This is a genomic window from Streptomyces sp. NPDC006879 (assembly GCF_042869595.1).
Classification (GTDB): Bacteria; Actinomycetota; Actinomycetes; order Streptomycetales; family Streptomycetaceae; genus Streptomyces.
The window spans coordinates 36,508-57,769 of the sequence record NZ_JBIAGC010000038.1; the positions used below are offsets into that span (position 1 = coordinate 36,508).

At 68.8% G+C, this 21,262-nt stretch carries 23 protein-coding genes and 1 pseudogene; 15 read left to right on the forward strand and 9 right to left on the reverse strand.

Annotated elements, in window-relative coordinates; all coding sequences use genetic code 11:
* Positions 1–16: 16 nt before the first annotated feature.
* The 3 genes from ACFYMC_RS23360 to ACFYMC_RS23370 all read left to right on the forward strand — a co-directional run bounded on the left by ACFYMC_RS23360 (position 17) and on the right by ACFYMC_RS23370 (position 1,894).
* On the forward strand, positions 17–418 hold the full coding sequence (locus ACFYMC_RS23360; RefSeq protein WP_388528483.1) for a hypothetical protein: 402 nt from the start codon (positions 17–19) through the stop codon (positions 416–418).
* Positions 419–569: 151 nt separating this feature from the next.
* Entirely contained in the window at positions 570–1,133 is a 564-nt protein-coding gene (sigK, locus tag ACFYMC_RS23365; protein WP_388528485.1) for an ECF RNA polymerase sigma factor SigK, read from the forward strand.
* A 47-nt stretch (positions 1,134–1,180) separates the two neighbouring features.
* A complete protein-coding gene (locus tag ACFYMC_RS23370; protein ID WP_388528486.1) occupies positions 1,181–1,894 on the forward strand; it encodes an anti-sigma factor domain-containing protein in 714 nt (237 codons plus the stop codon).
* Positions 1,895–2,078: 184 nt separating this feature from the next.
* Here the strand turns inward: ACFYMC_RS23370 and ACFYMC_RS23375 are convergent, their stop codons facing one another.
* Positions 2,079–2,744: a lysophospholipid acyltransferase family protein gene (locus ACFYMC_RS23375; RefSeq protein ID WP_388528487.1), complete on the reverse strand. Its 666-nt coding sequence runs from the start codon at positions 2,742–2,744 to the stop codon at positions 2,079–2,081.
* A gap of 382 nt (positions 2,745–3,126) precedes the next feature.
* Between ACFYMC_RS23375 and ACFYMC_RS23380 the strand changes: the two genes are divergently transcribed.
* The 4 genes from ACFYMC_RS23380 (at position 3,127) to ACFYMC_RS23395 (ending at position 8,921) form a co-directional block, all read left to right on the forward strand.
* Positions 3,127–5,442, forward strand: a complete 2,316-nt coding sequence (locus ACFYMC_RS23380) for an MMPL family transporter (RefSeq protein ID WP_388528523.1) — start codon at positions 3,127–3,129, stop codon at positions 5,440–5,442.
* A gap of 115 nt (positions 5,443–5,557) precedes the next feature.
* Complete coding sequence (locus ACFYMC_RS23385; RefSeq protein ID WP_388528488.1) at positions 5,558–7,450, forward strand: ABC transporter ATP-binding protein; 1,893 nt, start codon at positions 5,558–5,560, stop codon at positions 7,448–7,450.
* Between the two features lie 169 nt (positions 7,451–7,619).
* Positions 7,620–8,045: a hypothetical protein gene (locus ACFYMC_RS23390; protein ID WP_388528489.1), complete on the forward strand. Its 426-nt coding sequence runs from the start codon at positions 7,620–7,622 to the stop codon at positions 8,043–8,045.
* 132 nt (positions 8,046–8,177) lie between these two features.
* Positions 8,178–8,921 (forward strand): DUF4328 domain-containing protein, encoded by a 744-nt coding sequence (locus ACFYMC_RS23395; protein WP_388528491.1) that lies wholly within the window; start codon positions 8,178–8,180, stop codon positions 8,919–8,921.
* Positions 8,922–9,011: 90 nt separating this feature from the next.
* Here the strand turns inward: ACFYMC_RS23395 and ACFYMC_RS23400 are convergent, their stop codons facing one another.
* The 3 genes from ACFYMC_RS23400 to ACFYMC_RS23410 all read right to left on the reverse strand — a co-directional run bounded on the left by ACFYMC_RS23400 (position 9,012) and on the right by ACFYMC_RS23410 (position 11,532).
* On the reverse strand, positions 9,012–9,497 hold the full coding sequence (locus tag ACFYMC_RS23400) for a hypothetical protein (protein WP_388528493.1): 486 nt from the start codon (positions 9,495–9,497) through the stop codon (positions 9,012–9,014).
* 152 nt (positions 9,498–9,649) lie between these two features.
* A complete protein-coding gene (gene hemC / locus ACFYMC_RS23405; RefSeq protein WP_388528494.1) occupies positions 9,650–10,585 on the reverse strand; it encodes a hydroxymethylbilane synthase in 936 nt (311 codons plus the stop codon).
* A 131-nt stretch (positions 10,586–10,716) separates the two neighbouring features.
* Positions 10,717–11,532, reverse strand: a complete 816-nt coding sequence (locus ACFYMC_RS23410) for an endonuclease I family protein (protein ID WP_388528496.1) — start codon at positions 11,530–11,532, stop codon at positions 10,717–10,719.
* Between the two features lie 337 nt (positions 11,533–11,869).
* On the opposite strand from ACFYMC_RS23410, the gene ACFYMC_RS23415 reads away from it, so the two are divergent.
* The 5 genes from ACFYMC_RS23415 (at position 11,870) to ACFYMC_RS23435 (ending at position 16,024) form a co-directional block, all read left to right on the forward strand.
* Positions 11,870–13,075, forward strand: coding sequence for an aromatic acid exporter family protein (locus tag ACFYMC_RS23415; protein ID WP_388528497.1), 1,206 nt, complete (start codon positions 11,870–11,872; stop codon positions 13,073–13,075).
* Between the two features lie 251 nt (positions 13,076–13,326).
* Positions 13,327–14,076, forward strand: coding sequence for an SDR family NAD(P)-dependent oxidoreductase (locus tag ACFYMC_RS23420; RefSeq protein WP_388528499.1), 750 nt, complete (start codon positions 13,327–13,329; stop codon positions 14,074–14,076).
* 102 nt (positions 14,077–14,178) lie between these two features.
* The gene (locus ACFYMC_RS23425; protein WP_388528501.1) at positions 14,179–14,862 is read left to right on the forward strand and encodes a YitT family protein; all 684 of its coding nucleotides are present in this window, start codon (positions 14,179–14,181) and stop codon (positions 14,860–14,862) included.
* Between the two features lie 31 nt (positions 14,863–14,893).
* Positions 14,894–15,466 carry a TerD family protein gene (locus ACFYMC_RS23430; RefSeq protein ID WP_388528502.1) on the forward strand — a complete coding sequence of 191 codons (573 nt, stop codon included), beginning with the start codon at positions 14,894–14,896 and terminating at the stop codon, positions 15,464–15,466.
* A 9-nt stretch (positions 15,467–15,475) separates the two neighbouring features.
* Positions 15,476–16,024, forward strand: a complete 549-nt coding sequence (locus ACFYMC_RS23435; protein ID WP_388528504.1) for a GNAT family N-acetyltransferase — start codon at positions 15,476–15,478, stop codon at positions 16,022–16,024.
* A gap of 165 nt (positions 16,025–16,189) precedes the next feature.
* On the opposite strand, the gene ACFYMC_RS23440 is transcribed toward ACFYMC_RS23435, so the two are convergent.
* Positions 16,190–16,858 carry an HAD family acid phosphatase gene (locus ACFYMC_RS23440; protein ID WP_388528506.1) on the reverse strand — a complete coding sequence of 223 codons (669 nt, stop codon included), beginning with the start codon at positions 16,856–16,858 and terminating at the stop codon, positions 16,190–16,192.
* A gap of 627 nt (positions 16,859–17,485) precedes the next feature.
* Here ACFYMC_RS23440 and ACFYMC_RS23445 point away from each other — a divergent pair.
* Positions 17,486–17,986: an SRPBCC family protein gene (locus tag ACFYMC_RS23445; protein WP_388528508.1), complete on the forward strand. Its 501-nt coding sequence runs from the start codon at positions 17,486–17,488 to the stop codon at positions 17,984–17,986.
* A gap of 57 nt (positions 17,987–18,043) precedes the next feature.
* On the opposite strand, the pseudogene ACFYMC_RS23450 reads toward ACFYMC_RS23445, so the two are convergent.
* The 3 genes and pseudogenes from ACFYMC_RS23450 to ACFYMC_RS23460 all read right to left on the reverse strand — a co-directional run bounded on the left by ACFYMC_RS23450 (position 18,044) and on the right by ACFYMC_RS23460 (position 19,237).
* A pseudogene (locus tag ACFYMC_RS23450) lies at positions 18,044–18,420 on the reverse strand (PPOX class F420-dependent oxidoreductase).
* Entirely contained in the window at positions 18,417–18,959 is a 543-nt protein-coding gene (locus ACFYMC_RS23455) for a GNAT family N-acetyltransferase (RefSeq protein WP_388528510.1), read from the reverse strand. The pseudogene ACFYMC_RS23450 and the gene ACFYMC_RS23455 overlap by 4 nt, the downstream one beginning before the upstream one ends.
* Before the next feature lie 32 nt (positions 18,960–18,991).
* Entirely contained in the window at positions 18,992–19,237 is a 246-nt protein-coding gene (locus tag ACFYMC_RS23460) for a DUF6296 family protein (RefSeq protein ID WP_388528511.1), read from the reverse strand.
* 253 nt (positions 19,238–19,490) lie between these two features.
* Between ACFYMC_RS23460 and ACFYMC_RS23465 the strand changes: the two genes are divergently transcribed.
* Positions 19,491–19,949, forward strand: coding sequence for a Crp/Fnr family transcriptional regulator (locus tag ACFYMC_RS23465; RefSeq protein WP_388528513.1), 459 nt, complete (start codon positions 19,491–19,493; stop codon positions 19,947–19,949).
* A gap of 61 nt (positions 19,950–20,010) precedes the next feature.
* Positions 20,011–20,580, forward strand: coding sequence for a hypothetical protein (locus ACFYMC_RS23470; protein WP_388528515.1), 570 nt, complete (start codon positions 20,011–20,013; stop codon positions 20,578–20,580).
* Positions 20,581–20,618: 38 nt separating this feature from the next.
* On the opposite strand, the gene ACFYMC_RS23475 is transcribed toward ACFYMC_RS23470, so the two are convergent.
* Complete coding sequence (locus ACFYMC_RS23475; RefSeq protein ID WP_388528517.1) at positions 20,619–21,164, reverse strand: DoxX family protein; 546 nt, start codon at positions 21,162–21,164, stop codon at positions 20,619–20,621.
* Positions 21,165–21,262 lie beyond the last annotated feature (98 nt).

Below are 21,262 nucleotides of genomic sequence, written 5' to 3' on the forward strand. Positions count from 1 at the left end.
CAAGGAGCTGGGACCCATGACCGTTCCCATCCGGATCAGGCGCCTGGTCGCCACTGCGACCGCGACCGGACTGCTCGTCGGCGGCGCCGCCCTCGGAGCGGCTGCGCCCGCCGCAGCTGCCACGCCCGCGTCCACCACCGCTTCCGTGGCGACCGACCACGGCGACCGCTGCACCTGGAAGAAGGGGCACTGGCAGAAGAAGTGGGTCAAGGGCCACTGGGAGAAGAGGTGGGTCAAGAGCGGACACGACCGCGACCGCAACGACAAGCGGAACAACGATCACGGCAAGGACTTCCGCAAGGACTCCTCACACAAGCGGTCCTCGCACAAGGGACACTGGAAGTGGGTGTACGTCCCCGGGCACTGGGACAAGCAGTGGGTCAAGGGCCACTGGGACTGCAAGCACCACCGCTGGTAGCACCCCGGACCCCCGGACGGCAGCTCTGACGACCGGCCGGTGAGGGCCCGAGGTCACGGGCCCTCACCAGTTGATCCCGCTCCGGATGCGCCACCTGTGGATCAGTGGTGGGATCGAAGGTCAGTACACCCGGGAGATCACGAGAGATCCGATGCCGGACAGGGGACAGGGCCAGGAGCTGGACGAACTGCTCGCAAAGGTCGCCGATGGCGACCGGGAAGCCTTCATTCCCCTCTACGACGCACTGCACGTCCCCGTGATGGGCCTGATCTGCCGGATCCTGCGGGATCCGGACCAGGCAGCGGAGGTGACTCAGGACGTGATGGTGGAGGCATGGCGCACCGCGGGCCGGTACCAGCCCGATCTGGGCAGCGCCAGGACCTGGGTGCTCACGCTCGCCCACCGGCGGGCCGTGGACCGGGTGCGCTCCCAGCGGGCACGCGGTGAGCGAGAACTGCGCGCGGCGCTGTTGGAGGCGCACACCCCCGTCGACGACGTCGCTCAGACCGTGGAGGAGCTGGAGGAACAACGCCGGGTACGCCGCTGCCTGGACACCCTGAGCCTGGCGCAGCGCGAGGCGGTCCTCCTGGCCTACTACGAAGGGATGACCTACCGCGAAGTGGCACGCTCTCTGTCGTCCCCGGAGGGCACCGTCAAATCACGCCTGCGCGGCGGACTGCAACGGCTGCGTGATTGCCTGGAGGCGTCCCGATGACTACGGGACACGAACCGTCGCCGGCTTCTGCCGAACCGCATCGGTCGGTGGGAGCCTATGTCCTGCACGCGCTCCCACCAGACGAGGAGATCGCCTTCGAGAACCATCTGGCCCGCTGCCGGGCGTGCCGGCGCGAGGTGGCCGCGCTCCGTACCGTTGTGGTCGAGCTCAGCTCCGGCCCACCGCCGGAGCCTCCTGGGGAACTGCGCGCGCAGGTCCTCGCCAAGGTGGCGACCACCCGGCAGGAAGGCCCGTCCGGGGCTCCACGGCCCCCTGGTGGGAAGCCCAGTCGACCCATGCGGCTGGCTCTGGCCGCGTGCCTGGCAGCAGCTGCGGCGTTCGGTGGTATCGCACTGTGGCAGCACCAGGAGGCCGTGGACGTGCGGGCCCGGACCCAGGAGCGGGTGCAGGAGGCGGAGGCCCTCGCGGACGTACTGGCCGCGCCAGACGCGCGGATCAGCACCGCGGAACTCAGCAACGGAGCCACCGGCTGCGTCGTCCTCTCGCGGAGCGAGAGCCAGGCGGCCTTCATCGCCTCCGGCCTTCCGAAGCTGGAGTCGGGCAAGGTGTACGAGCTGTGGTACGACGACTCCGGCACCCCTCGCCGTGCCGGCACCCTGACGGGAAAGGGAAATTGGCACATCCAGTTGTTGGACGGTCCGGTGGACCAGGCCACCGCCGTCGGCATCACGGTGGAGCCGACCGGCGGCTCCACCCAGCCCACCACGGATCCGATCGGAGTGATCGACCTGCCGGCCTGAAGGCGGGGCCGGTCCACGATCTCGGCGCCAGGGTGTCCTCGGGGTAGGCGTTGACCGCGACGCCGGTCCGGTGCCGCCCACTTCCTCGGCTTCGGCTCTTCCTCTCAGGAACACGACCTGCGATGTCCCGCATGCGCCGAACCGCTACGGCTGCGTGATCGTGGACGGCCCGCTGCTCCCGGGCTCAGGCGGCACTGACCGCGGTGTGGCCCACAGCGGTGGCCGCGGTCTCCCAGGCCCAGGTCACCGCCTGGTGCGCCCGAGCTGTCGCGGCGGGCACGCCCTCGGGGAGGGTGACCGGTGCGCCGATGTGGACGTGCAGCCGTGGACGTCGAACGGGTGCGCTCAGCAGGCCCGCGAGTTGCTTGGTCGGGCTGCCGGAGGTGATCCGCCGGGCGCCCGCTTGGCCGACGGGCATCACAGGCGCGCCCGTAGCCAGGGAAAGCCTGGCCACGCCGCTGCGAAAGGCTTCAGGGGCGGTGTCCGCCGCGTCCCGACGCGCAGGGAGCCGGCCCTCCCCGTACAGCAGAACGTGCCGGCCTTCACCCAAGGCCAGGGCGGCGTCTTCCAGGGCTTTCCCGGCGCGGGCAGTTCCCCGGTGCACCGGCACGTGACCTTCACGGGTTAGTACACGGCCCAGGAAGGGAACGCGCCACAGTCCGGCAGTCGCCAGGACGACTGGTTCGATGCCCAGCCGTCGACGCAGGGCGGTGAGTACCAGGGCCGGGTCAGCGAAGGAGGAGTGGTTCGCCACGATGATGCTCGTGCGGTCGAGCCGGAATTCCGGTGCCGAGGTGATCGTCAGGCGTCCGAAGGCGGGTGTGACAGTGGCGGCGATGCGGCTGAGCACGGGTGGTCCCCCTGGTGTGCGGTGTGCTCCGGGGAGACGATGCGGCCCCGGGAGCCCCTGCGGTGGTTGAGAACATCCTCGCGCCCTGGGATGCGCCGATCATGAGTGCGGGTACTCATCCGGATCAGTGGCGCCTGAGTGCCTTTCACGGCCGCCGAGCACCTGCGCGGAAGGCGGCCACGTGGCCGGGACGTAGCTGCTCTCGGGCGCCCGCCGGGGATGACCCGACGGTCCTCGGGCGGGGCCGGACGTACCGGTGCGTGCGGACTTCGACCGGGCGTGGCGAGAGCCCCTGTCTCTTGAGCGCGTAAGTCACCTTTCACCCGGTTCTCACCGTCAGAGTGCCGAAGCTGGCTCGCCGACGTTCAATACGGTCATGACGATGCCGCACCCGCAGAACGGATCGAACGGTGCCTCAGGTCGGCCGGGCGCGGCGAAGGAACCAGCCTCCTCCCGCCCGGGCTGGCTCTACCGCACCGGTAGGTGGTGCGCGCGGCACTTCGTCGTGGTGATCGCCCTCTGGCTGGCAGCGTTGGTGGGCCTTCAGGTGCTGCACCAGAACTACGGCGGCGAGTACTCCGACAACTTCACCCTGCCGGGCAGTCAGTCCCAAGAGGGTCTCGACGTCCTACGGGAGCACGCACCGACGGCCGGCGGCTACAGCAGCCAGATCGTCCTCCACGACCCCAGTTCCCCACTCACCCAGGTGAGCAGCCAGGTCACGGAGGTCATCGGCAACCTGGAGGAACTGCCCGACGTCCTGAGCGCGGTCGATCCGCTGCCCCAACCGGGCACCCCACCGCCGACCCGCCCCGCGGGCACCCCCAACACCGGGCCGCTGTCCAGCGATGGCAAGACCGCGTACATCACCGTGCGCTTCGACAAGCAGCCGTCCGTCCTCGGCAAGGACTACATCCCGGGCGTGGACCGGGCCGTCCAGCCGCTGCGGGACGCCGGCGTGACGGTGGAGTACGGCGGCACCCTCGGCGAACTGGCCCGCCCGGCGCCGGACGACCGAACCAGTGAGGTCATCGGATTCGCGGTGGCCATCGTGGTGTTGCTCATCGGCTTCGGCAGTGTGATCGGTGCGGTGATGCCGCTGGTCACCGCGCTCATCGGAGTGGTCTGTGGACTCGCTCTGCTGAGCCTGTTGGCCGCCGCCTTCGTTTTCGCCACCGTCTCCCCGACCCTGGCCACGATGATCGGTCTCGGCGTCGGCATCGACTACGCCCTGTTCCTGATCACCCGCCACCGCCAGAACCTGATGGACGGCCACGATCCGCCGACCGCAGCCGCCATGGCGGTCACCACCAGCGGTCACGCGGTCCTGGTCTCCGGGTGCACCGTGATCATCGCTCTGTCCGGCCTGTGGGTCTCCGGCATCACCTTCATCGGCAAGCTCGGGCTGGCGGCCGGCATCACGGTGGTCACCGCGGTGCTGACTGCGATCACCCTGGTGCCGGCCCTGCTCGGCATGGTCGGCCGGAACGTCGACCGGTTCGTGGTACGCAAGGCCGTGGCGGAGACCGGGGTGGCTCCGGGTGCACCCGTGACCGGAACCTGGCACCGGTACGCCATGCGGGTGGAGCGCCGGCCCTGGCGGTTCCTGACCGGCGGTGTGGTGGTGCTGGCGGTCCTGGCGTTCCCGCTGCTGTTCATCCAACTGGGTCACATCGGCGACGGGGCGGACCCCACCTCCTTCACGGACCGCCGCGCCTACGATCTGATGACCTCGGCCTTCGGGCCCGGTTCGAACGGCCCGCTGACCCTGGTGGTGGACCAGAGCGCGGTGCCGGAAGCCGACCGCGCGGCGCTGGCCTCCTCGGTGCAAAAGGCCCTCACGGACGTGCCGAACGCAGAAGTCATCACGCCGATGCAGCCCACCGCTGACGGGGACGTCCTCATCGGCACGGCATATTCGGTGGCCGCCCCCCAGGACGGGCGCACCACCCAGCTGACGGAGCACCTTGGAAACGACGTGCTCCCGCAGGCGGTGTCGGGCACCGAGGCGCACACCTACGTCACCGGCCCTACGGCGGCTCAGGTCGACTTCCTGGAAATCGTCTCCAGCAGACTTCCGTTGATCATCGCAGTGGTGGTGTCGCTCGCCTTCCTGGTCATCCTGATCGTCTTCCGCGGACTGTTGGTCGCCGTCAAGGCCGCGGTGCTCAACGTGATTTCGATCGCCGCCTCCTACGGGGTCGTGGTCGCCGTCTTCCAGTGGGGCTGGGGCGGCCCCGCCCTGGGGGTCTCCGGCAAGGTTCCCATCGAGAGCTACGTACCGATGATGATGTTCGCCATCGTCTTCGGCCTGAGCATGGACTACGAGATCTTCCTGCTCTCCCGGGTCCACGAGGCCTGGCTGCGCACCGGTGACCCCGAAGGAAGCGTGGCCCACGCCCTGGAGATCACTGCGCGGGTCATCACGTGCGCGGCCCTCATCATGGTCAGCGTCTTCGCGGCCTTCATCCTCAGCGACAACATCGTGGTGAAGATGCTCGGCTTGGGGTTGGCGGCGAGTGTCCTCATCGACGCCACCATCGTCCGACTGCTCCTGGTGCCCGCGGTGATGACGCTGCTGGGCAAGTCCGCCTGGTGGTCGCCCCGGTGGCTGGATCGTGTCCTGCCCCGTGTCGATGCGGAGGGCGGTGGCCTGCAGCCTCTGCGGAACCCGGCTGCACCTGGCGGCGAGAAGTAGCGCCGCAGGGATGTCCGAGGTGCGGGTTCAGGGAATCCGTTGATCTCAAGTGCGGTTGAGGTCGTAGCGTGCGGGTTGCGCCCCGCGCCCACCCGCCGCTCTCGGAAGGCACCCCATGGACATGGAAGTCACCGCCTGGACGTCGCTGCACAGCGCGATGAACGCCCAGGACCGCAGACCCTTCTCCCGCGCCACCTTGCGTAGGATCGCCGTCTTCGCCGGCCCGCACCGCGCCCGGGTACTGCGGTTCCTGCTCTTGAGCGTGGTCACCGCGCTGTTGGCCGTAGCCACCCCGGTCCTGGCGGGCAGGGTGGTGGACGCCATCGTCCAGGGGAGTGAGAGCGCCACTGTCGTACGTTTGGCACTACTGATCGCGGTCATCGCAGTGGCTGAGGCCGGGCTCGGGCTCCTCACCCGCAAGCTTTCCGCCACCCTGGGCGAAGGGCTCATCCTCGACCTGCGCACGGCCGTCTTCGACCATGTCCAACGCATGCCCGTGGCCTTCTTCACCCGGACCCGCACGGGAGCTTTGGTCAGCCGACTGAACAACGACGTCATCGGTGCCCAACGAGCCTTCAGCAACACCCTTTCCGGGGTCGTCTCCAATCTGGTGACCTTGGCCCTGACCCTCGCGGTGATGCTGAGCATCTCCTGGCCGATCACCCTGCTCGCCCTGGTGCTCCTGCCGGTGTTCGTCGTCCCCGCTCGGCGGATGGGCACGCGGATGGCGCGGCTCCAACGGGAGGCGGCGGCGCACAACGCGGCAATGGCCACCCAGATGACGGAGCGGTTCTCGGCGCCGGGAGCCACATTGGTCAAACTCTTCGGACGCCCGGCCGAGGAATCCGACGCTTTCGCCGCCCGAGCCGCGCGGGTGCGTGACATCGGGATCCGGACGGCCATGGCCCAGTCGGCCTTCGTCACCGCGCTCACCCTCGTCTCCGCCCTGGCCCTGGCCCTGGTCTACGGGCTCGGCGGCTTCTACGCCCTGCGCGGCAGCCTCGACGCGGGCGCGGTGGTGGCTCTCGCCCTTCTCCTGACCCGGCTCTACGCTCCGCTCACCGCCCTGGCCGGCGCCCGGGTGGAAGTCATGAGCGCGCTGGTCAGCTTCGAGCGGGTCTTCGAGATCCTCGACCTTGAACCGCTGATCGCCGAGAAGCCTCAGGCACAGAGGGTGCCCGAGGGACCGGTTTCCTTCGAGTTCGACGGGGTCTGCTTCGGCTACCCCTCCCCCGACAAGGTCTCGCTCGCCTCCTTGGAGGATGTCGCGGTACTCGACGCCCGCGGCGGTACACAGGTCCTGCACGAGGTCTCCTTCCGGGCCGAGCCCGGTCAGATGATCGCGTTGGTCGGTTCCTCGGGCGCCGGGAAGTCGACGATCGCCCAGTTGTCGGCCCGGTTGTACGACGCCGACCGCGGCGCGGTGCGCCTCGGTGGCGTCGACGTACGTGACCTGAGCGCCGCGTCGATCCGCGAGACCCTGGGCATGGTCACCCAGGACGGACACCTCTTCCACGACTCCGTCCGGGAGAACCTCCTGTTGGCCAGGCCCGGGGCGACCGAGGCGGAGCTTTGGGAGTGCCTTCGCCGGGCCCGACTGGACGGGTTGGTGGCAGCCCTGCCGGACGGTCTCGACACAGTGGTCGGTGAACGCGGCTACCGGCTCTCCGGTGGTGAACGCCAGCGCCTGACCATCGCCCGCCTCCTCCTGGCTCGACAGAAGGTCGTCGTTCTCGACGAGGCCACCGCCCATCTGGACTCCACCTCCGAGGCCGCGGTACAAGAAGCACTGGCCGAAGCCCTGGAAGGCCGGACCGCGCTGGTCATCGCCCACCGGCTGTCGACCGTGCGCGCCGCAGACCAGATCCTGGTGGTCGAGGAGGGCCGGATCATCGAGCGGGGCACCCACCTTGAGCTCCTCGACGCCGGTGGCCGCTACGAGGAGCTCTACCGCACCCAGTTCGCCCAGGGCGAGGCAGGCGGCGCGGAGCGCGCCGATATTCACTGATGGATCATCAACTGCACATCTTGCACAGACATCTGATGGCCCACCAGTCACCCTCGTGACATAAGCGGAACGTACTGCGCCCGACCGACAGGCCACCTGGGCGAACCGGACATCGCAGGTACTCCACCCCGTGAGCGGACGGTACGGGGTGGACCTGCACAATTGAGCGATGACGATGATGTACGCCTGGGCCAGCACCCCCGACGGCCAGGACCCGCTGCCGATCGTGCACTTCACCACCGGGCAGGACGGCTTCGAGCCCACCGACGACGGGCGCTGGGCCTGGCGGTTCGGCCAGGCGGTCCACGAGGGCGGGTGGGTACCGTTCTCCGATTTCGAGGGCTGGTCCAGGCCCTCCGAGGAATGGGGCGCCGCCTACCGGTGCGTCGACGACATGCTGGCCGTCTCCGGCCCGGGCGCCTGCACCGGTTGGTACGAGGGCACGCTCAGCGCCCCGGCTGACTGGGTGGCCGCGGCCCGCACCCAACAGCGGGTCGTCCTCCTGACCGCTCCTGTGCGCCATCCGTCGGAGTACGGCCAGGCCGTGGAGGCGGGGTCGGCGTACGCCCTGCTCGTGCCGCTGACCCTGCTGTAGGTCACCAGCGCCGCCGCTTCCCCTCCCACCTGCGCGAATCCGCGTAGACGTGCTTCGTGTTCATGACGTAGGTTCCAGTGCGGTCCGCCCGTCCGCGGCCCTTTCACCTTTGCGTCCCTGGGGGGATTCGTCATGTCCACATCTTCCGTCGGCCCGCCGTCCACCGCACCTCTGGCTCCGCAGCCCACCGGCAAGCCGGCCACCACCGCGATCCTCCGCTCACCGATGGGGCTCGCCAAAGCACTCGCGGCACTGTTCGGCCTGAGCATCCTGGCAGACCTCTTCGACGTCTTCGCCTGCCTCGTCGGCTACTCCAAACTGGACGCCGTCCTCAACGCAGACCCAAGCCCCACCGCCCTCGACTCCGCAGATCAGGCACAGAACCTGATCGCCGCCAGCGGTCACCTCCAGACCGCCGTGACGGTCGCGCTCGCGATCGTCTTCATCGCCTGGTTCCACCGGGTACGCAGCAACGCGGAGGTGTTCTACCCGAACGGCTTCGACAAGGGCCGCGGCTGGGCCGTAGGCGGCTGGTTCGTTCCTCTGGCGAACCTCTGGATCCCGTACCGAATCGCCCGCGAGACATGGAGCGCAAGCACGCAACTGGCGCCGGACGGCTCCCGCCGCGAGGTCTCGACGGTGCCGGTGACCGCCTGGTGGACCCTCTTCGCCCTCTACTGGGTCGCCAGCCGGATCAGTGCTCGGATGTACGACAACGCCGACACGCTGCGTGAGTTCCGCGACGCCCTCCCCCCGAACCTCTTCACCGACGCCCTGAGTATCATCGCAGCAGTCCTCGCGATCTCCTTCGTGTACAAACTGACGCGCCTCCAGCAGCGCAAGGTCCTTGAGGGACCGGTAGCTCTCCAAGCCTGAAGCCGTGTCCGCTTCCCGAGCCGGACCGGTTCTTCCCGACCAGCCGCGCCCGTTCCGCCGGCCCGTGAGCGCAACCGGAGGGGGAGCCGTTCAGGATGTCGGCAGTCCGGTACCGCACCGGCTGCAGAACGCGGCATCGAACTCGATGGCGTGCCGGTGACATCGGGGACACACGCGGTGCAGCGTGCAGTTCGGCGGTTGTGCGGAAGAAGAGCGTCCGCCGATGGTCATACCGCGGCGGCGGCGGTGAACGGTCAGGAAGACCAGCCCTTCGGCACCTGCCGACAGGGCGCGGGGCACCCCGTGCGGCAGCCAGATCACGGAGCCGGGCTCCAAGTCCTGCCCCCTGCCGTCGAGCGTGATCCGCGCTGATCCCCGGATGGCGAACATCACCACATCGAGGTGGGTCTCGACGTGTTCGGCGACTTCGGCCCCAGCCGGTAGCCGCACGATGTTGGAATCCAACTGGCGCTGGTGGGTGCGCAGGCGCCACAGGGCGCCGCTCTGCCCGGTGCCCGCCCCTTCGAGCAGGTCCGCCAGCCGCGACACCTCGGCCCGAGCCGAACGCGGTGCCACCCTTGCCTCCCCCGTTGGTACTTGAACGCCTTATGGTAACCCCGGACTTCGAAGGGCCCGCGGCGATCCGCGGGCCCTTCGGAATCATCACGTCAGCGTACGGCGCACAGCCAGGCGCAGGGGGGCACACGAATGGCGTGACTGCGCTCCCGTCAGTGCGCGATCGAGTCGATCAGGTCGCGGGCGCCTTGCCTGAGCAGCGCGACGGCCACCGAGGTCCCCAAGGTGGCGGGGTCCAACGGGCCGGCCCACTCGTGGGCGTTGAGCACGGTCTTGCCGTCGGGAGTGAAGACGCGTGCGCGCAGCGAGAGGTCACCTCCGCGTTCCGCCTTGGCGAACCCGGCGATCGGGCTGTTGCAATGACCCTGGAGTACGTGGAGGAACATGCGCTCCGCCGTGGCTTCCCGGTAGGTGTCGGGGTCGCCCAGCGCACTGATGGTGTCGATCAGTTCGGTGTCATCGGCTCGGCACTGCAGGGCCAGGATTCCGGCGCCGATCGGCGGCACCATCGCTTCGGTGCTGAGGATCTCACTCATCACGTCCGCGCGACCGATGCGCTCCAGGCCGGCGGCGGCCAGGAGCAGGGCGTCGGCTTCGCCCGAGGCGAGCTTTTCGAGTCGACGGTTGGCGTTGCCCCGCATCGGCACACAGCGCAGGTGAGGGTGGGAGGCCGCGAGTTGGGCCACCCGTCGCACCGAGGAGGTGCCGATCCTGGTCCCGGCGGGCAGTTGGTCCAAGGTGAGCCCGTCGGGATGGACGAGCGCGTCCCGGATGTCATCGCGCCTGAGGAAGGCGGCGAAGACGGTCCCGGCCGGGAGCGGGCGGTCTGCCGGGACGTCCTTCACGCAGTGGACGGCCACGTCGGCGTGACCGGCGAGCAGGGCCGCATCGACCTCCTTGGTGAAGGCCCCCTTGCCCTCGACCTGGGCGAGGTCACCCATCCAGGTGTCCCCGGTGGTCTTTACCGGAATCACCTCGGTGCGCAGGTGGGGGTGTAGGCCCGCGAGCTCGGCCTGGACGCGTGCCACTTGAGCCAGCGCCATGGGCGAGTCACGGGAGACGATGCGGATCATTTCTGGGACGGACATGCCTCAAGCCTAGGGCCTGCCGAAGGCACAACTCACCTCGGCACGCCCGTGGTTGCGCAGTGCAGGCGAGTCGGGGCCCGGCTGCCGTGACCGCCCGCTGGCGCTGCGGGCGGTCACGGCACCGGGGTGTGCTACCAGATCTCGCTGACCCACTCGGGGTGGTCGATGAACGGGTTCCGGTTGTGCTGGTACACATCGAAGATGACCTGGTTGCGGCGCTGCTCGAAATCGTCCGGCGGGTCCTGCAGATGCCACTGCTTCAGCACGCTGATCTTGCCGTGGAAGGCCGCCGAACCATTGTTGACCTGGTTGTTCATCTCCAGATCGGCGAAACCGTCACCGCCTTCGTACCGCACCGCCATGTAGAGCAGCATTCGGGCGACGTCACCCTTGACGGCGTTGCGGGGCTCGAAGGAGTCGGCGTCCGTGTAGTTCCCGGGAGCCTCGCCGATCGAGCTACCGCCGAGGTCGAAGTCCTTGTTGCCGCGAGCGCCGTTGACCGAGACGTCCGTGGGCCGCAGGTGATGCAGGTCGGTACCCGGTCCGGTGCTGGTGCCGAAGTCACCGTGGCTCTTGGCCCAGACGTGCTCCCGGTTCCAGTCGTTGACGCCGCCACCGTTGGTCCACTTGGACTGTGAGCGTCCCGTGTAGAGGAGCACCACGTTGGCGCTGTTGTTCGGGTCCTCGTCGGTGTTCCGCAGGGCGTCCCACACTTGGCTGTAGGAGATCTTCGACTGGTTCTTGATGATGTCGTGAAGGGCGCTCTTGAGCGCGGTACCGCTCTTGCCCTCCGCGGTCGCATAGTAGGCTTCCACGTCCGCGTCGGACGCGGACGAGACGGATATGGAGTCGGCGGCCGGCTGGGCGCCGGAGGCGGGCGCGGGCAGGAGCAGCAGGGCCGCCGCCGCGGCACCTGCCGACCAGCGCGCCAGTCGGAGAGAAGTCATCACGTGGGGGAACCTCTTCGCACGCACCGCTCCCAGCCACAGAATTGGCGGGATATCAGGTGACGGGCAGGACCGTCTCATCCGCGCCCGGCCCGGAGGTGACGGTTACACGTCAATTAAATGGCGAAAGCACAACGCCCTGCGGCCGAATCTACGCGCATCACGCCCCTCCGGACATCCGGCCCTGACCCTCTGCACACCCACAGCCCCGCCCACCTCCTCGGTGGGAGCCGGAACACACGCGGAGCGGCCCGGAATGTGGCCGCCCCGGCAGCAACCTTCGGCCGGACGCGCCGACCCATGTTGATCACGCGAACGACTCGGGAAGCGCGGAAGTATGACGGAAGTGATCAGACGTCAACTCGTTCGCCTGCTGCGCCACCACCGGGACCCGGCCGTCGCACAGGCGATCCGCTCCACAGGCGCCGCTGTCATCTCCTACGTCGTCGCCCTCCAACTCAGCAGTGAGCCGGCGCCGCTCACCGCCCCCCTCACGGCCCTGCTCGTCGTACAGGTCACCCTCTACACCACCCTCACCACGAGCGTCCGCCGAGTGAACTCCGTGGTGGCCGGAGTGCTCATCGCGATCGCCTTCAGCTCCCTAGTCGGACTGACCTGGTGGAGCCTTGGCCTGGTCATCCTGGCCTCACTGGTCATCGGCCGTCTGGTCAAGGTGCACGAGTTCGTACCGGAGGTGGCCATCAGCGCCATGCTCGTGCTCGGCGTGACCCGGGTGACGGACACCGCGTGGGACAGGGTCCTGGAGACGCTGATCGGCGCCGTGGTGGGGTTGATGTTCAACGTCCTGTTCGTACCGCCGGTGTGGGTGCAGCCGGCGAAGACCGCGATCACCGACCTGGCGGGGCGCATGGGCGCGCTGCTGCTCCACGTCGGCGAGGAACTCGCGGGGCGACCGACCATGGAACGTGCCGCCGCCCACCTGCACGAGGCACGCAGGCTGGACAACGACATCGCCCTGGTGGACGCCTCGCTACGACAAGCCGAGGACAGCCTGCGGCTCAACCCGCGGGTGAAGGAGGCGCTCTTGTCCCGCCTGGTGTTGCGCACCGGACTGGACACCCTGGAGATCTGCGCCGTCGTCCTGAGGGTCTCCTGCCGGACCATCACGGATCTCGCGAAGGCCCGCGCACCACAGAAGTTGTTCCCACCGGACATCACAGCGGCCCTACGGGATCTCTTCGAGCACCTCGCCATCGCCCTGGAGAGCTTCGCTCGGCTGATCACCGCCCAGGTCAGTGCCACCGCCGAGGAGGCGGAGCAGCAACTCGCCACCGAACTGGACACCGCCCGCAGCAGTCGTGACCGCCTGGCCTTCCTGTTGCTCGACCAGATCCGCGTCGATCAGAAGCAATGGCAGCTGTACGGAGCACTGCTCACGGAAATGGACCGCGTGCTGGACGAGCTCGGCGTGGACAAGCGCTCAGTGCGACTCATGGAAGAGCTGGACCGGCATTCCCGCCTCCAACGCGAGCGCTACCCCCGCCTCCACCGACTTCGCCAGACGGTACGACGCGACGGGTAGCGGGCCCTGACGGGAACGGACCGACCGGCCGCACGCGCCCCGAACAGCCCACCACGGCTTCACTCCTTGTGATCACTGGTGTGAACGGGTGCGCCGGACGGGCACCAGCACGGTAGACGCCCCCGGTCGAACACCACGCCTTTCCCGCTGAGCATCCGACAACCGCCTTGGGGCCGGCGGCGACCGTGGTAGGCCTGGGGTCCGGACGGGACCCGCCGGACGACGGACTCGACGAAGGAGTGACCGAAGCGATGCACCGCACCAACACGCACAAGAGCGGAACAGCAGTCGTCACCGGAGCCGCCCGAGGCATAGGACGGGCCGTCGTCGCCGAACTCGCCGCCCGCGGACAACGGGTGATCGCGGTCGACATCCTCAACTCCGTCAAGGCGAGCGCCTCCGGACGGATCCGACCGATGGTGGTCGACATCTCCGAGCTGGGGGCCGCCGAGCACGTCCTGGAGGGACTCGACGACCCGCACACCCTGGTCAACTGCGCCCATGCCGAGGAACGAGCCGCACTCCTCGACTCCACCGACCCCGGGTGGTCCCACACGTTCGAGGTCAGCCTGCACGCGGCCGTCCGCCTCTCGCGCGCCTTCGCCGCGCGACTCATGGAGCTCGATCGACCCGGGTCGATCGTGAACATCGCTTCCGTGCACGCCCGCCTCGCCGCCGAGTCCTACGGCGCCTACGCCGCTGCCAAGGCCGCCCTGGTGTCCTTCACCCGAACGGCGGCATTGGAGTGGGGCCCACACGGCATCCGGGTCAACGCCATCTCCCCCGGTCTGGTGCTGGTGGAACGCAATGCCCACCTGGCCGACGACCCGGCCGACCTCGCCAACCGCGTGCGGCCGTACCCGCTGCGACGACCCGGCCGACCAGAGGAGGTGGCGCGTGCAGTCGCCTTCCTCGCCGGCGAGGAAGCCTCGTTCATCACCGGCGTGGAGTTGCCGGTGGACGGGGGCTTGGCGGCCCGCACGCCTGAGTTCAATCTCTGACCCAAGAAACCAGGCCACTTCAATCATATTGGCCCTGTCCCGGTTCACTTTGGATGCCAGATGGTGAGCTCGTCAACCCACTGGCCTCCAAGGAGTGGCAGCATGCCCCGACCTCCGTCCCCCCGTTCACCCCAACTCCCGCGTAGGCTCGTCCAGCTCTACGCGGGGCTCGTGCTGTACGGGGCGAGCTCCGCCCTGATGGTCCGGGCCGGCCTGGGGCTGGATCCATGGGACGTGTTCCACCAGGGCCTCGCCGAACGCCTCGGTCTCAGCATCGGCATGGTCTCGATCGCCGTCGGCGCGCTCGTGCTGCTGTTGTGGATCCCCCTGCGGCAACGGCCCGGCCTGGGCACCGTGTCGAACGTGTTCGTCATCGGCCTCTGCGTCGACGCCACCTTGGCGCTCGTACCGCCCCCACACGGCTTGCCCGCCCAGGGTTGCATGTTGGCCGTCGGCATCCTCCTCAACGGCGCCTCCTGCGGCCTCTACATCGCAGCCTGCTTCGGCCCCGGTCCGCGGGACGGACTGATGACCGGTTTGCATCGTCGCACTGGCCGGTCCCTGCGCCTGGTCCGCACCGGAATCGAAGTCACCGTGCTGGCCGCCGGGTTCGCCCTGGGCGGCACGGTGGGAGTGGGAACGGTCCTGTACGCAGTGGCGATCGGCCCCCTGGCACAGTTCTTCCTCGGGTTCTTCGCCCTCCCCCAGCCCGCGGCGGCCAGCGCCGCCGCGCCGGCCCCGACCACCACGGCCGAAACCGCACCCATGGGACCGCCACGGTCATGACACCATGGCCAACACGGCGTATCGGTAGTACGTGACGGTTGACAGTGGGGGGAGAGATTCGGTGAGTGGTTTCCGTAAGGGACTGTCAAAGATCGAGATCGCTTTGAAGTGGGACCCCAGCCCCACCGGGACGCCCGCCAACGACCTCGACATCATCGCGGGCGTGTACAGCGAGGCGGACCCTAACGGGCAGGCGAGCTACCTCGTGCACTTCGGTAGCCGCTCCCCCGACGGCACCATCACCCTCAACCGGGACAGTCGCACGGGGCAGGGACTCGGCTTCGACGAGGTCATGACCCTGGAGCTGACCCGGCTCGCCGACCGCTACACCCGGGTGGTGGTCGGGGTCGCCATCCAGCCCACCGGGGCCGAGGAGCGACCGAAGTCCTTTCGGGACATCCCGCACGCACACATCCGGATCAGCGAGGGGTACACCGAACTCGCCGAGCACGACTTCTCCTTCGTCGAGTCGAGTTCCTCCGCCACGGTCGCCGAGTTCACACGGAACGAACACGGCGCTTGGACGTTCCGGCAGGCGGTGCGGGGGTTCGACGCCGGCCCGGCGGACTTCACCCGTGTCATGGGCTCGGCCCACAGCCGGTAGCGTCGCCCCATGCCCGTGCTGAGCGGAAGCCACGTCACCTTGCGTACCGCCATTCTGGCCGACGTCGATGCACTCGCCACGATCCGCGCCACCCCGCAGGTGCGGGCGCGCTGGCGCGGTGGGGCGGATCTGGTCGCGGAGGTCACCGCTGACCTGGACGACCCCCAGACGCACACGCTGGCCATCGAGTACAAGGACCGGGTGGTGGGAGCCATCCAGTGGTACGCGGAGGAGGAACCCGACTACCGGCACGCCGGAATGGACATCTTCCTGGATCCGGCGGTGCACGGCCGGGGCCTGGGCACGGAGGCGGTGACCCTACTCTCCCGGTACCTGGTCGACGTCCATGGCCACCACCGACTGGTCATCGACCCGGCCGCCGACAACGAGCCCGCCATCCGGTGCTACACCAAAGTCGGCTTCCGGCCGGTCGGTGTGATGCGCCGCTACGAACGCGGGTCGGACGGCAGTTGGCACGACGGTCTACTGATGGACCTGCTGGCCGACGAGCTACGCGGCGACCCGGCCGGCGGGAAGCCGGGCTCGGCGCCGTCGTGACTTTGGTGACGGGACAAGGCGCCCGACACCACCCGCCCGACACCACCCGCTCGGCACCGCGCGGTCGGCACCGCGCGGTCGTCCTCGAATTCCGACCCCGGGCGAGGACGGCCGCGTGTCGAGACCGAGCGATGACGGGCCGTCACCGCCGGCCCGACGCTCGGGTCAGGACAGCTTGCCACCGTAGTCGGGCAGCTTGAAGGTCCGCTCGGCGTGCCCGCCCACCATGTCGGTGGGGCTGTTGCCGATGTTGGCGATGATCGTGTAGCCCCGGGACTCGATGTGGGCACGTTTGGCGGTCTTGTAGGTGCTCACCTCATCGAACAGGTCCGGCAGATCGCGCACGTAGAGTCCAGAGACCGGGTAGCCGACGGCTTTGAGGTTGTGCTCGGTGAGCGAGGCGATGATTCCTGGGCGAGCGGTCACGAAGAAGACGGCCACCCCGCGGGAGCTGGCGTAACGGGCCAGTTCGCGCACCTGGTCGACCGCTGGGGTCGGGTAGTGCAGAAAGAAGTGGAAGTCGGTCTCCAGCGAGGTGTTGTCGATGTCCAGGACGACGGCCAGCCTCCGCCCGTTCCCCTGATCGATCCGCTCCTTCAGGTACGGACGGGCAACCTCGCTCACCGCCGCGACATCACGCTTCCACGCCTGGTAGTCGACACCGCGCAGTTGGGCGATCCCACCGCCGAAGCTGGCTGTCGACGCCGCCGCCTGCGCCTTGGTGGGTGTCAGGACGGGGGTCACGGCCGATGCGGTGGTCGGCCCGATGGCGAGCAGGATGGTGGTGGAAGCAGCGGTCAAGGCTGCGCGCATGGCCGACTTGTGGCGTGGCATGGGTTCACTCCCGTGTCTCGATGGGCCCTCAAGGCTCACCCGGTCGATCACATTATTGTCATGTACGCGCCCAAGGGTGATTGCCGGTCGACGCCATGTCTACTGGTCGGTAGGAAATTTCACATGCCCCTGCAGTGAACTCCTGCGCGTGTCGAAATTACCTTTGACAGCGAAGAGTTGCTCCGCATCACCTGCCGGGGACCGGAGAGCCGCCGCCGAAGAATCCAGTCAACCAGGCGGCCTCGCACGCTGAGTGACGGCTTTCGGGCGAGTCGGCAGACGCCGACCAGGGGCGCCAGGAAGTGCCACAGGCCCTCCGAGCGCTCGGAGGACCGCACCCACTGATCGCTCATCGTGATGGCTGGACGGACATCGCGCCAGCACCGCCGACCTGTGAACAAGGCCGATGCGGAGTCGGCTCGTGCCCACCAACACCCGGGCTTCCCCTGCCACACCGCTACTCGCCGGAGCCAGGGCGGCGCTAGTGTGGGCGCCCGTCCGGCCACGGGAAAAGAAAAGGTGATCATCCGTGAGGTGCTGTCCAAGTTCCAGCGCACGGTGCCGCATGGGGCGCCCGCTACCGCGCCTCTTCCAGCCCGTACGCTCCTGCCGCTACCGGCGGCACGCATGAGGAGCGCGGAACGCCGCCGCACGGTGACCGTGCGGGAAGAGATCCACGGAGTGTCACCCGGCCGGGTCTGGGAGACCGTCGCGGACCTTACCCGGATGGGCGAGTGGAGCCCGGAGTGCACGGGAGGGAGGTGGCTGGACGGGAACACCGGACCGGTACCGGGGGCACGTTTCAGCGGCACCAACCGCAAGGGGCCCATACGTTGGTCCACTCGGTGCACCATCACCCGCGCGGCCCCCGGTCACACCCTCTTCTGGGAGGTCCGACTCGGGCTACCGATCGCCCGCTGGGGGTTCACCCTCACCCCCAACGACCGGGGAACGCTGGTGGAACAGACGTGGCACGACCTGCGCGTCGGCCCGTTCGGTGCGCTCGCGGCCATGACCACCGAGGCGGTCCTGCGCACCGGATCGCGGGCCGAACACAACGAACGCACCATGCGTGCCACCTTGGCCGCCCTCAGGGACCACCTGCAAACACCGCCAGCACACCGGTGACCACCAGGCTCGGCCGCCTGGCACCGTCCGGGTCGATCCGCCTCCCCATCGCGGACCTCAACCGATCGCGATGCCGGTATGTGGTCGCTTGCCGAGGCGCACCAGGGTGGCGGGCCAGTCGACCACCCAGAACTGCCACGTGTACTTGCGTGCCATCAGCTTGCGCACCCGACGCGTCCCGGCCTCGTCCAGCAGACGCGCCGCACCTTCCCAGACGGGTGCGCCCGGCTCGACTCCACCGCGCATGTCGCAGGGCCGGACTGCGACCCGTGCGTCGTTGGCGATGCGCTTGACCTCCAGGAGTCACTGCGGGTCCACACGAGGAGTTCACCCCCGTCGTACACGCCCCACACGGGCGTCGCGACGGCGCTCCCGTCCTTCTTGTACGTCGTCAGACTGACGTACTTGCCTCGGCTGATCTCCTCAAGAGTCATGGTTCCAGCGTAGGCGTCCAGTCCCGGGCGAGGAGCCCGAGGACCACCTCGTCCACGTAGGCGCCGTACACCCAGGCGCCCTCACGCACGGTCCCCTCAAGCACGAAACCACACCGGGCGGCAGCGGTGATCATGGCCGTGTTGTCGGCGAGGGTTTCCACCTGTAGCCGGTTCAGGCCCCGTACGGTGAATCCGTAGCGGCAGAGCAGTTCCACGACCTCGCGCCCCAGCCCGCGGCCCCGGAAGGTCGGGCGCAGCGACAGCCCCAGGTGGGCAATGCGGTTGTGGTGGTCGATCCCCCACACGATCGCCTCGCCGGCCAGTTCGCCCGTGGCCAGTTCGACGACCGAGAAACAGGCGGCGGCATCCGTCGCGGGCGCCGGCGCGTAGGGGGACGAACCGCTGGCGTGGTCGATTGGCTGCCACGGTCGGGAGCTCGCCCGGGAGTGCAGCTCGACGTCCTCGTAGAGCTCACCGTGCAACACGGGAACGTCCTGGGCCCGCCGGGCCCGCAGGGCCACCTTCTCTCCTTTGATCATCTCGGTGTTCTAGCCGTCGGCACGGGGGGGCTTCAATCGATTTTCCGTGCCCGGATCGCCGTGCGGGGCTCCTGGTGGCCGCCACTGGCCAGCATCCGCACCTCGCCGCGGTCGCTGATCTCGGCCCGGACGATGCCGGTGTCGTCGCTGTAGACGGGGTGACCTCCCGGTCCCCGGCGGTCGGTCTGCCGTACTCGTACGACGTCCTCGGTGGCCGGTTCTACGTCCGGGTCGCCAGTGTCGGCGAAGACGAGTTCGTACACCTCGACATCGGTCATGACTACCCTCCGCTCGGGGTCGGGTCCATGCAGTTCGAGAGCCGGGGCCCAGCAGCCGTCACCTCCGCAGTGCCGCCCCTTGCCTCTTCTGGCACGCCCACGCCGTGGGCGTGTGCCCGACGGGACGGCGCCTCGGTGGGAAGTGGGTGGGGGCGCCCTTGTGCCGTGTCCCCAAGGTGGCCCGGTCGCTCATATTCCGCCACCGGGCACCCTCGGCGACACTGGGGAAGGGGCTCTCAACCCGGAGGCCGTCATGAGCACACCTTCTCCCACTCGTATGGCCGCTGTCCTTTCCGCCGAACACCGAGCCCGGCTGATGGCGCTGGCGCGCGAGGTGAACTTCAGCGAGGGGGCGCGCCTCTTCGACGAGGGAAGTCCGGCCAAGTTCTTCTGGATCGTCCGCTCGGGCACGGTCACACTGGACATCCAGGGGCCGGGGCGACGGCCCGTGGTGATCGAGAGCCTGGGGCCGGGGGAACTGGTCGGTTGGTCCTGGCTCTTTCCGCCCTACGTCTGGCAGTTGGGCGCAGAGGCAATGACCCCGGTGCGGACGTACGAGTTCGACGGACCCACTGTGCGGCTACAGATGGATGCCGATCCACGGTTCGGTTCCTCGGTCGGCCACTGGGTGGGGCAGGCTCTAGCCCACCGCCTCCACAGCACCCGGGTGCGGCTCTTGGACATGTACGCACCCCACGGTGGCGCGTACTAGCCCTGAGAGACTTTGCTGAAACTTACTGCAAGCTCTTGCAGTGACTGTTAGCGTCCAGGGCATGACAAAGGGACTCCATCACGCCCTGCGCGCCCTGACCGCGCTGGCCACAGCCGCCTTACTCACGCTCGGGGGCGCATCGGGCGCCACAGCATCCATCCCGCCGCACTTCCGGCTCGGCGGGCTCGACCTCCTCGAGTACTGCCGGTCCCAGGGAGACCAGAGCGCCGTCCTGCACGGCGCCACCGCGTACGACTGGAGCTGCGTCGACGACAGCGGCGGTCGGCACCCCCTGTCGTTCACCGCCGCCTGCCGGTCCCAGTACACCGGACTGTCGGTAGACCGGATCGAGGATTTCCATGACCCGACCTCCGTCTCCTGCTGGCGCGTGGCCTCAACCGACTACTTCTCGCCCGACCTCGACGCCTACTGCACCAACGCCCAGGACCGCCCGGGCGCCCGCCAGACGGGCCGGACCGTCTACGACTGGTGGTGCGCCGCCCCCGAAGAGGGCGGGTCGCTCCAACCCATCCAGATGCCCGCGGTGTGCGACTGGGCCTCGGGCGGCTACCACGCCTTCGACCGCTTCGACGACTTCTACCGCGCCGACTCCTGGCGTTGCCACCTCTGAGCGGCGCCGCGCGCACCACCGGGCACGATGGGGCAGCCCTAGCCACGCACCAGCAGGACCACCACTGCGGCGAGCACCCCAAGAGCCAGGGCGAGCGCGCCATGAATCGAGCGGTGCGCGCGCGGGAGGGGAAGGAACCGGTCGACCGCGTACCTCCCAGGACCCGCCAGCGTGAGCGCGGCAGCACCTACGAGGAGCACGAGCTCGTACTCGACGCCCTGCGGAGCGAAGAAGCCACCGCCCCACTTGACCGCGAGCGCGTTGATGAGGGTACCGAGGAGGGCGGCGCCAGCGAGCGGAGTGAGCAGCCCGAGGGTCAGCGCAAGTCCCCCCAGAACCTCGGACATGCCGGCCACCACGGCCATGGCCTCACCCGCCGGATAGCCGCTCACGCTGAAGAACTGCCCCGTACCGTCGACACCTCCGCCGCCGAACCATCCGAAGAGCTTCTGCGCTCCATGGGCAGCCATGGTCAACCCCAGGGCGACGCGCAGCAGGAGGAGCCCCGCGTCCCGAGCGGTTGAGTCGGTGCCGCGGGCGTTCTCGACATCGGCGTGCGGACGGGCGAGCGAGGGGGAGGTCATGGGCTAAGAGGATGTCTCACGTGGTGTGACGCCGGTGCGGCATGATGTCTCTTCGTGGGTGCCGATTTGTCGCAGCGGCTGGTTCCTGATGATCTGTG